Here is a 9,390-nt window from a genome sequence, read left to right as displayed (position 1 = left end):
ACTCCGGAATTTATATCCCCGGAAAGAGATGCGTACAGTTCCGCGAAGGACGACGCTATGCCCTTTCCATTCATACCGGCAAGGGATACAACGACAAGCCGCTTCTCAGCCTTGCCGACAAAACCAGGATTCTCGATTACTCCGAGCATCGCGGCAACGCCGGCGAGCAAGGATACAACGACTCTTTGATTAACTGCCTGAACGACGGCATTCCCGTTGGCGTCTTTCTCAAGGACCGTTCAGGAGGTTATACCGTTCTCGGTCTTGCGTATGTCGAGCGATATAACGGTTTTACGGGCATGTTCACTCTTCATGGACCGATAACTCCTGCGACCGAGCAAGCGGGATGCTTCATATACAGAGGATTCGACGAGCTTCCGGACTCCGATCGCGACCTGCTCTCCTCCGTCGAAGACCCATCTGATGAGCGGAAGACCGCCATTGCCCTGCAGGTACGTCGTGAGCAACAAGGCAAGTTTAGGCAGCTGATTCTTGATGCATACGATCAGACCTGCGCCATCACCCAGACAAATGTCCCGCAAGTTCTTCAGGCAGCCCATATCAACCCATACCGCGGAAAACGATCTCAGATAGTTAGCAACGGGTTGCTGTTTCGCGCTGATCTTCATTTACTGTTTGATGCTTTTCTGCTATCGGTGGACCCAAAGAATGGCGCGGTGGTTCTTTCCAAGAAGCTCGTTAACTCGAAATACACTTCGCTCAAAGGACGAGAGCTTCGTTTGCCCAGCGACCACCACAACGATCCGAGCCCAGCGCTCCTCGCGCTTCACCACGATCAGTTCCTTATCGAGAACCAAATCATCGGAGTTCTCTAAGCTCCCCTATGAGTTGGATTGGGCTTTCGCAGGTAGTGCGCGGTCCGCAGGGTACGGGTTACGGTCGCCGAGGCCTTTCCCCTTGCAGGTGCAGCCGAACTCGACGTCGCCGGGGCGCTCAACGGATTGACGCCCGCAGGCGCGGCAGCGCACGACCATGAGGTCGTCTCCCTCACGGGTGCCGTGAATCATGCCGATGAGGCGGTACCCGTGCGCGTCGGCGAGCTTCTCGGCCTGCGGCCACTCGAGCGCATGGCGCCGCGGCGCGAACCCGGAGTCCAAAAGAAAGTCGAGGTCGTACCCCTCGTCGAGGTGTTTCTGGATGACCTCGGCGCGGGTTTTGTGGCAGTCGTCGTACCAGCCCGGCCAGAAGCACGCGCGGCACACCGGCTCGCCGAGCTCGGTCTTTTCCAGGATATACGCGAGCCGATAATGTGCCACCACCCCGCAGCGCCGGCAGCGCGTGAGCAGCCAATCGCCCTTTCGGTAACTCCCACGGGAGTTATACGGCTCGGCGAGCTCCAGGTCGGCATCGGCCATGATCTTGTCGATCGCCTCGTCAGTTAACTTCATAGTCAGCCTCCGATCTCCCGAGGATTGTGACAGTGACCGCGCCAGCCCTCAGCGCCAACTGCGGAAATCATATCTTGAGATGAGGACGCCTTCCTCTGGAACATCCCGCAAAAGGCCAGGTAGAGCAAGAGTCTAAAATTGCAAAGGAAGCCTAAAACTGCAAAAAGGGGCGCGTCGCTCGCAATGGGCGGCGCACCCCTTCGTGTGTGGGGCGATGTGACGGAAGCGAGCCCTCGCTTAGGCGCGCGCCACCCCGGACTTGCGCGCGGCCTCGGCGACCGCCTTGGCGACGGCGGGCGCGACGCGCTCGTCGAAGGCGCCGGGGATGATGTAGTCGGCGGCGCGCTTATCGTCGTCGACCAGGCCGGCGATGGCGTAGGCGGCGGCCTCCATCATGTCGTCGTTGATGTCGCTCGCGCGCACGTCGAGCGCCCCGCGGAAGATGCCGGGGAACGCCAGGACGTTGTTGATCTGGTTCGGGAAGTCGGAGCGGCCCGTGGCGGCCACGGCGGCGCCGGCTGCCAGCGCCTCGTCCGGCATGATCTCGGGCACGGGGTTCGCACAGGCAAAGACGATCGGGTCGGCGGCCATGGTACGGACCATGTCCTGCGTCAGCGCACCGGGAGCGCTCACGCCCACAAAGACGTCCGCTCCCTTGACCGCGTCGGCGAGCGTGCCATGGACGCCCTCGCGGTTGGTCCAGGTGGCGACTTCTTCCTTCACGGGATTCAGGCCCTCGCGACCCTCGTAGATGGCGCCCTTGCGGTCGCAGATGATGACGTCCTTCACGCCCATACGCTTCATCAGGCGCGCGATGGAGATGCCCGCGGCGCCCGCGCCGGAGAACACCACGCGCACGTCGGCGAGGTCGCGGCCGGTCAGGCGGCACGCGTTGATGAGGGCGGCGCAGGTCACGACGGCGGTACCGTGCTGATCGTCGTGGAAAACGGGGATGTCGCAGGACTCCTTGAGCCTGCGCTCGATCTCGAAGCAGCGCGGGGCGCTGATGTCCTCGAGGTTCACGCCGCCGAAGCTGCCGGCAAGGAGCTCGACCGTGCGCACGATCTCGTCCACGTCGTTGGAGCGGATGCACAGCGGGAAGGCGTCGACGTCGGCGAACGTCTTGAACAGGGCGCACTTGCCCTCCATGACGGGCATGCCGGCCTCGGGGCCGATGTCTCCCAGGCCAAGGACCGCGGAGCCGTCGGTGACCACGGCGACGAGGTTGCCGCGGCGGGTGTAGGTGTAGGAGTCGTCGACGTTGTCGTGGATCTTCAGGCACGGCTCGGCGACGCCCGGCGTGTAGGCGACGGCGAGGTCCTCAGGAGTATCGATGGGCGCGCGACTGATGACCTCGATCTTGCCCTTCCACTCCTTGTGCTTGTCCAGGGCGTACTGCTTGGCATCCTCGGCCATGGGAAATCTCCTATCCGTTGGGCCGCCCGCGGCGCGGGCGGATGTATACCGCGTTCACGCACAAGCACAAGTCTAGCCAGCGTGCGCGCGGCACCGCACTGTTTTCGGTCTCTGACGGTTTGGGCCGGTCGGTCGGCGCGTTTGCGGCGCGGACGGCAACGGCGCGGTCGGCAACGGCAAGAAGGGCGGGCTTCTTGCCGACGGCGAGGGCGAGCCGATGGGCCCCTCTTCCCGTAGGCGCTCCTATACTGGGCACGGGCATCTACATCGGAGGAGGCGCCATGTCCCGAAGTGTCCTCATCAAAGACACCACGCCCGAGCAGCGCGAGGCCATCGTGCGGCAGGGGCTCAATTTCTGCGGAGAGGGAAGCTGCGACTTCTGCGGCGGCTGCTCGCTCGGCGTCGGCTCCATCGAGAAGATGTACCAGCCCTACATCGATGGAAAACTCGAGCTCGCCGAGGTCAACATGCTGCACGCCGCCGTCCGCTTCGAGCGCGGCTAAGAAGGGCGCCGCGAAGGCAGCGCACTCTGACCGGTACGCGCACGTCTCGGGGATGGGGCGCGCCGACATCGAGGACGGGTTGGCGTCAGGAAACGCCTCGGGGCCGAGGGCGCCCCGATGTTGGCAGCGAACGGCTTGCCCTTCTTAGATAGTTTGATAGTTTACCTACATGTATTCATGTAGGTAAACTTTGCAAAGCCAGGCAGTGCCCGAGCGCGACCTGGGGTTTTGTAGATAGTTCAATCTTTTACTTACATCTTTTCACGTAAGTAAATGATTGAACTATCTACAGATAGAACGAGAGCAGAGACCCCGGCGTCGCCCCGCGCTCACGCGAGGCTGAGGTCGATCCCGCCGAGCCAGCCCCAGCGCGGGGCGCTCATCACACCGTACGTGGAGAGCCACAGGTCAAGAGGGACGCGCCGAACCCGGCCCTCGACACAGTCCATCACGCGCCCGTCCCCGACGTAAAGGCCGACATGGCCGAACCTGCGCCCTGCCGCCGAGTAGGGGTGCTCCCCCACCGCCACGGCCATGCCCACCTTGAGGTCGGCGAGATCCGTGAGCGAGCAGTAGCGCTCGTAGAGCTCCGTCGCATGCCCGCCAACGAACCCCAGGCCAAGGGCATCGAAAGCGTCCTCGGCCCACGCAGCGCAGGCGTTGTCCCCGCAAGCGGGCTCCGCGCACGCGACCTCGACCAAGCGACGCTGTCGCGCAGTCGCGTCCATGAGGGACTGCGGGGCACCGGCGTCCCCGGCCGCAGGGACGTCGCGCCAGGCGGGCTGTCCCCAGCGGGTAAGAGGGGCGCACAGGCTGCCGTCCTCGCCCGCCAACATGCCGCGGCGCGCGAGGTCCGCCAGGAGCCTGTCTCGTATGTCTTCCCTGCTATCCATGGTCATAACTCTACCGTTCACGGGCTTCTTGTGCCTTCCGAACTTGTTCGAACATGTTGCGGTATGATGCGTGGTATCGCAAGATCAGGCGCAATCGGCTTTCTTCGAAAAGCATAGTCAGAAAGGCAGGGATAATGGAGCGTACCAGCGGCGTTCTGATGCCCGTCTCGGCTTTGCCAGGTCCGGGTGGGATTGGCGGATTTGGCCAGGCGGCGTATCGATTTGTCGATTTCTTGCACACGTGCAAACAACATTACTGGCAAATCCTCCCGCTCACGACCACGAGCTACGGTGACTCCCCGTACCAGTCGTTCTCGGCCCGCGCGGGCAACCCGAACCTCATCGACCTCGCCTCTCTGGTCTCAGACGGCCTCCTGACCAGCGCGGAGCTCGACCGCGCCGACTTCGGCGGCGACCCCGCGCGCGTGGACTACGGCCGCATCTTCGGCGCGCGCCGCGCGATCCTCGACACCGCAGCCCGCCGCTTCGCCGCCGCCCCGCCCGACGATTACGACAAGTTCCTCTCTGCCAACGCCGACTGGCTCGACCCCTACTGCGAGTTCATGGCCGCGAAGGAGGAGTTCGGCCTGCGCCCCTACTGGGAGTGGGCGCCCGAGGCGCGCCGTCCCGGCGCCGCGACCAAGGCCATCGCCTCCGCCCACCCGGAGCGCATCGGCTACCACCGGATGACGCAGTACCTCTTTGCGAGGCAGTGGTCCGCGCTCAAGGAGTACGCGAACGCCCGCGGAGTCCTCATCATCGGCGACATGCCCATCTACGTCTCGCGCGACTCCGTCGAGATGTGGTCGGAGCCCGAGCTCTTCAAGACCGCGCCCGACGGCTCCCCCGCGAGCGTCGCCGGCACCCCGCCGGACAATTTCTCGGCCACCGGCCAGTACTGGGGCAACCCGATCTACGACTGGGGCGCGATGGCGGCGGATGGCTACAGCTGGTGGAAGGGTCGCATGCGCGCCGCGCTCACCATGTACGACCTCGTGCGCCTCGACCACTTCCGCGGGTTCGAGGCCTACTGGGAGGTGCCGTTCGGCTCCCCCGACTCCAGCTACGGCTCGTGGACCCAGGGGCCCGGCATGGCGTTTTTCGACGAACTCAAGCGCGACCTGGGCGAGCTGCCCCTCATCGCCGAGGACCTCGGCTTCCTCACGCCCGGCGTCATCGCCATGCGCGACGGCACCGGCTTCCCGGGCATGAAGATCCTCCAGTTCGCATTCGACGGCGGCGGCAATTCCTATTACCTGCCGCACAACTACACGCGCAATACCATCGCCTACGTGGGCACCCACGACAACGAGACCGCCCACGGGTGGTTCGAGGACACCGCGACGCCGCGCGTGCGCGAGCAGGCGCTCGAGTACCTGCGCCCCGCCGCGGGCGAGACGATCGCCGACGCCCTCAACCGCGCCATCGCCGCATCGGTGAGCGACACCTGCATCTACACCATGCAGGACCTCCTCGGCCTCGGCAACGAGGCGCGCACGAACACCCCCGCGACCGTGGGCGGCAACTGGGCCTGGCGCATGCGCGAGGGCGACCTCACGCGCGCGGTCGAGCGCAAGCTCACCTCCTGGACAGAGACGTACTTCCGCGTCCCCGGCAAGGGCGACGTGGTCCTGCCCGACTAGCTGCTCGGCGCGGGGCGCCGGTCCGCGCGACGGAAAACCGGGCCGCGCGCCCGCACCCGACCCCGCGCTCACCCCCCAACCAAAGGAGACCGCATGGCAAACATCGACCTGAACGCCCTCAGCACCAGCAAGCTCAGCAAGCCCCTCGCCGAGGCCACCGACCAGGAGATCTATGGGCTTCTCCTCGACGAGGTCCGCGAGCGCTGCGCCGCGATGCCCTTGAACGAGGGTGAGCGCAAGCTGTACTACATCTCGGCGGAGTTCCTCATCGGCAAGCTCCTCTCGAACAGCCTCATCGACCTGGGGCTCTTTGACGACGTGCGCGAGCAGCTCGCCGACGCCGGCCACGACCTCGGCGCGATCGAGGAGCTCGAGGTCGAGCCCTCCCTCGGCAACGGCGGCCTCGGGCGCCTGGCCGCGTGCTTCCTCGACTCTATCGCCACGCTCGGCCTGCCCGGCGACGGCGTGGGCCTGAACTACCACTACGGTCTGTTCCACCAGCGCTTCGTTGACAACCAGCAGGCGGCGCTGCCCGACGAGTGGCTCGCCGAGCAGGGCTGGCTCGTGCCCGAGAGCCGCAGCTACACCGTCGAGTTCGGCGACTTCAGCGTGACTTCTCGCCTCTACGACATCGACGTGCCCGGCTACGGCCAGCCCGCGAAGAACCGCCTGCGCCTGTTCGACCTCGTCGGGGTCGACGACGGCCTCGTGCCCGCCGGCTCAATCGACTTCGACAAGACCGCGCTCGCAAAGAACCTCACGCTGTTCCTCTACCCCGACGACTCCGACGCCGACGGCCGCCTGCTGCGCATCTACCAGCAGTACTTCATGGTGAGCAACGCCGCGCAGCTGATCATCGACGAGGCGCTCGAGCGCGGAAGCGACCTGCACGACCTCGCCGACTACGCCGTCGTCCAGATCAACGACACGCACCCCACGATGGTCGTGCCCGAGCTCATCCGTCTGCTCGCCTCCGAGCACGGCATCGGCTTCGACGAGGCCGTCGACATCATGCGCCACATGATCGCCTACACCAACCACACCATCCTCGCCGAGGCGCTCGAGAAGTGGCCCCTCGCGAACCTCCAGAAGGTCGCGCCCCGGATGGCCGAGGTCATCGTCAAGCTCGACGCTATCGCAAAGTCCGAGCACGACGACCCGCGCGTGGCTATCATCGACGGGGACGACGTGGTGCACATGGCCCACATCGACATCCACTTCGGCTACAGCATCAACGGCGTCGCCGCGCTCCACACCCAGATCCTCGAGCAGACCGAGCTGCGCCCCTTCTATGACATCTACCCGCAGAAATTCTCGAACAAGACCAACGGCATCACGTTTCGCCGCTGGCTCATGGGCGCGAACCCCAAGCTCGTCAAGCTGGTGGACGACCTGATCGGCACCGAATGGCGCCGCACGGGCGACCTCACCGGGCTCATGAGGTTCGTCGACGACGAGGACGGAAATAAGCCCACCCATCCGCTGACCATCATCTTCGGCGGCAAGGCGGCCCCCGCCTACGTGATCGCGTAGGACATCATCCACCTCGTGCTCACGCTCTCCAAGTGGATCGCGGCCGACCCTGACGTGGCCCCCTACCTGCAGGTCGTTATGATCGAGAACTACAACGTGACCGCGGCAGAGCACGTGATCCCCGCCGCCGACGTCTCCGAGCAGATCAGTCTCGCCTCCAAGGAGGCCAGCGGCACCTCGAACATGAAGTTCATGCTCAACGGCGCTGTGACGCTGTGCACCCTCGACGGCGCGAACGTCGAGATCGCCGAGCTCGTGGGCGACGAGAACATCTACACCTTCGGCGCTTCTTCGCAGCAGGTCGAGAAGCTCTACGCGGACGGCTCCTACGACGCGCACGCGCTCTACCTCCGCCCCGGCACGAAACTGCTCGTGGACTTCATCACCAACCCCGCGTTCATGGCCACCGGCAACGCCGAGCGCCTGCAGCGCCTCCACGACGACATGGCCAACAAGGACTGGTTCATGGCGCTGCTGGACATCGACGAGTACATCCAAAAGAAGGAGCAGGTCCTCGCCGATTACGAGGACCGCGCATCCTGGATGCGCAAGGCACTCGTGAACATCGCGCACGCCGGCGCGTTCTCCTCTGACCGGACCATCGCTCAGTACAACGACGAGATCTGGCACCTCAAGTAGGTTCCCCGCGGGCCTCGCGCCCGCTAGGAGCACTCCCCCCGAAGCCCCGGGCCGCGTTCCCCGCGCGACCCGGGGCACTTCTTTGCGCCGCCGTGAAGAAGCGCGCGGGCCCAACAGTGTACATAAAACAATGCGGGGTTTCTTGCCAACAGGCATTTTGCCGAGAGTACATTGTTTTATGTACACTATCGCGTCACCCCCCCCGCACACAGAGACCCCGGCCCTCGTGGATGAGGGCTGGGGTCTCTGCGCGGCTTCGGTCGGGGAAGGAGGAGGGTGCCGTCGCCGCCGGGGAGGGGGAAGAAAAGGAAAGGAGAAAACCGAGAAGGGCTAGCTCAGGGTGATGCCGGTCTGCTTGTCGAAGACGTGGATCGTCTCGGCATCGAGCTTGAACGAGATCGAGTCGCCGGCGGCGAGGGTACCGCCCTCTCCCTCGAGATCGTTGGCGGGGATGACCAGCACGAAGTTGCCGTCGGGCGTAGTCACGTGGACGTGGACCGTGGAGCCCATGAGCTCGGTGACCTCGATCTGGCCGGTGACGGCGCCGGCGTCGGAAGGCTTGCAGATCTTGATCTGCTCGGGGCGCACGCCCATGGTGACGTCGAGCTTGGCGTCCTTGACGTTCTTGGCGACGCGCTGGCGCTGGCCGCCGGAGAGCGCCTTCGGCTTGCGGTCGAGGTACTGGGTGATGCCGAGCGTCTCGGCGGCGGCGTGGACCTTCTTGTCGATGACGTCCTTGGGGACCTTCTTGAGCTCGAGGGTGAAGGCCATGTTCTGGTAGACGGTCATGTTCGGGTACAGCGCATAGCTCTGGAAGACCATCGCGATGTCGCGGTCCTTCGGGGCGACGTCGTTCATGCGCTTGCCGTCGATGAGCAGCTCGCCGTCGGTGATCTCCTCGAGGCCGGCGATCATGCGCAGCGTGGTGGACTTGCCGCAGCCGGACGGGCCGACGAAGACGACGAACTCGTGTTCGTGCACGGTCAGGTTGAAGTCCTGGACGGCGAGCACGCCCTCGTCGGTGACCTGGAGGTTGTGCTTCTTTTCCTTGGACTTCTTTTTTTCCAAAGAAGCCCTTTTTCTCGGATTCGTTGGGATAGACCTTCTTTACGTGAGAGAGGACGATCTCTGCCATGGTGCTGCCCTTCTAGTTGGGGCGCCGGGCGGGCGGACCGCCCGGCGCGTGGAATCGATGCGGGTGCGGCGCGCTGCCTAGCCCTTGACCGCGCCGGAGACGACGCCGTCGATGATGTACTTCTGGCACACCAGGTAGACGATGACGATCGGGATGATGATGATCATCATGATGCAGGCCATCATGGGGCCGAGCTCGACGTGGCCGTAGCCGCCGCGG

The 9,390-nt window shown here is 64.7% G+C and carries 9 protein-coding genes; 5 read left to right on the top strand and 4 right to left on the bottom strand.

Annotated features, from left to right (window positions below; all coding sequences use genetic code 11):
* Nucleotides 1-836, top strand: an 836-nt coding sequence (locus tag ACT84W_RS02215; RefSeq protein ID WP_444328055.1) for an HNH endonuclease, incomplete at its 5' end; no start/stop codon positions are given.
* Nucleotides 837-842: 6 nt separating this feature from the next.
* On the opposite strand, the gene ACT84W_RS02210 is transcribed toward ACT84W_RS02215, so the two are convergent.
* Nucleotides 843-1,409, bottom strand: a complete 567-nt coding sequence (locus ACT84W_RS02210) for a hypothetical protein (protein ID WP_444328054.1) — start codon at nucleotides 1,407-1,409, stop codon at nucleotides 843-845.
* Nucleotides 1,410-1,646: 237 nt separating this feature from the next.
* Nucleotides 1,647-2,825, bottom strand: coding sequence for an NAD(P)-dependent malic enzyme (locus tag ACT84W_RS02205; RefSeq protein WP_417575933.1), 1,179 nt, complete (start codon nucleotides 2,823-2,825; stop codon nucleotides 1,647-1,649).
* A gap of 281 nt (nucleotides 2,826-3,106) precedes the next feature.
* Between ACT84W_RS02205 and ACT84W_RS02200 the strand changes: the two genes are divergently transcribed.
* Complete coding sequence (locus tag ACT84W_RS02200; protein WP_417575934.1) at nucleotides 3,107-3,328, top strand: hypothetical protein; 222 nt, start codon at nucleotides 3,107-3,109, stop codon at nucleotides 3,326-3,328.
* 329 nt (nucleotides 3,329-3,657) lie between these two features.
* Here the strand turns inward: ACT84W_RS02200 and ACT84W_RS02195 are convergent, their stop codons facing one another.
* Complete coding sequence (locus tag ACT84W_RS02195; protein WP_444328053.1) at nucleotides 3,658-4,221, bottom strand: hypothetical protein; 564 nt, start codon at nucleotides 4,219-4,221, stop codon at nucleotides 3,658-3,660.
* Between the two features lie 134 nt (nucleotides 4,222-4,355).
* Here ACT84W_RS02195 and malQ point away from each other — a divergent pair, with 134 nt between their 5' ends.
* From malQ to ACT84W_RS02180, 3 genes are all read left to right on the top strand, one after another.
* Nucleotides 4,356-5,864, top strand: coding sequence for a 4-alpha-glucanotransferase (gene malQ, locus ACT84W_RS02190; protein WP_444328052.1), 1,509 nt, complete (start codon nucleotides 4,356-4,358; stop codon nucleotides 5,862-5,864).
* A gap of 93 nt (nucleotides 5,865-5,957) precedes the next feature.
* Nucleotides 5,958-7,397 carry a glycogen/starch/alpha-glucan phosphorylase gene (locus tag ACT84W_RS02185; protein ID WP_444328051.1) on the top strand — a complete coding sequence of 480 codons (1,440 nt, stop codon included), beginning with the start codon at nucleotides 5,958-5,960 and terminating at the stop codon, nucleotides 7,395-7,397.
* Between the two features lie 3 nt (nucleotides 7,398-7,400).
* Nucleotides 7,401-8,036 carry a glycogen/starch/alpha-glucan phosphorylase gene (locus ACT84W_RS02180; RefSeq protein WP_444328068.1) on the top strand — a complete coding sequence of 212 codons (636 nt, stop codon included), beginning with the start codon at nucleotides 7,401-7,403 and terminating at the stop codon, nucleotides 8,034-8,036.
* Between the two features lie 330 nt (nucleotides 8,037-8,366).
* Here ACT84W_RS02180 and ACT84W_RS02175 read toward each other — a convergent pair whose 3' ends face one another.
* Nucleotides 8,367-9,104: an ABC transporter ATP-binding protein gene (locus ACT84W_RS02175; protein WP_444328050.1), complete on the bottom strand. Its 738-nt coding sequence runs from the start codon at nucleotides 9,102-9,104 to the stop codon at nucleotides 8,367-8,369.
* Nucleotides 9,105-9,390 lie beyond the last annotated feature (286 nt).

Source organism: Paratractidigestivibacter sp., assembly GCF_052362415.1.
Classification (GTDB): domain Bacteria; phylum Actinomycetota; class Coriobacteriia; order Coriobacteriales; family Atopobiaceae; genus Paratractidigestivibacter.
Note: the sequence above shows the minus strand (reverse complement) of the source record. Positions and strands in the feature narration are given on the sequence as shown.

Coding starts and splice junctions, on each gene's coding strand:
- ACT84W_RS02210 (WP_444328054.1), bottom strand. CDS start 1,409: ATGAAGTTAACTGACGAGGCGATCGACAAGATCATGGCCGATGCCGAC.
- ACT84W_RS02205 (WP_417575933.1), bottom strand. CDS start 2,825: ATGGCCGAGGATGCCAAGCAGTACGCCCTGGACAAGCACAAGGAGTGG.
- ACT84W_RS02200 (WP_417575934.1), top strand. CDS start 3,107: ATGTCCCGAAGTGTCCTCATCAAAGACACCACGCCCGAGCAGCGCGAG.
- ACT84W_RS02195 (WP_444328053.1), bottom strand. CDS start 4,221: ATGGATAGCAGGGAAGACATACGAGACAGGCTCCTGGCGGACCTCGCG.
- malQ (WP_444328052.1), top strand. CDS start 4,356: ATGGAGCGTACCAGCGGCGTTCTGATGCCCGTCTCGGCTTTGCCAGGT.
- ACT84W_RS02185 (WP_444328051.1), top strand. CDS start 5,958: ATGGCAAACATCGACCTGAACGCCCTCAGCACCAGCAAGCTCAGCAAG.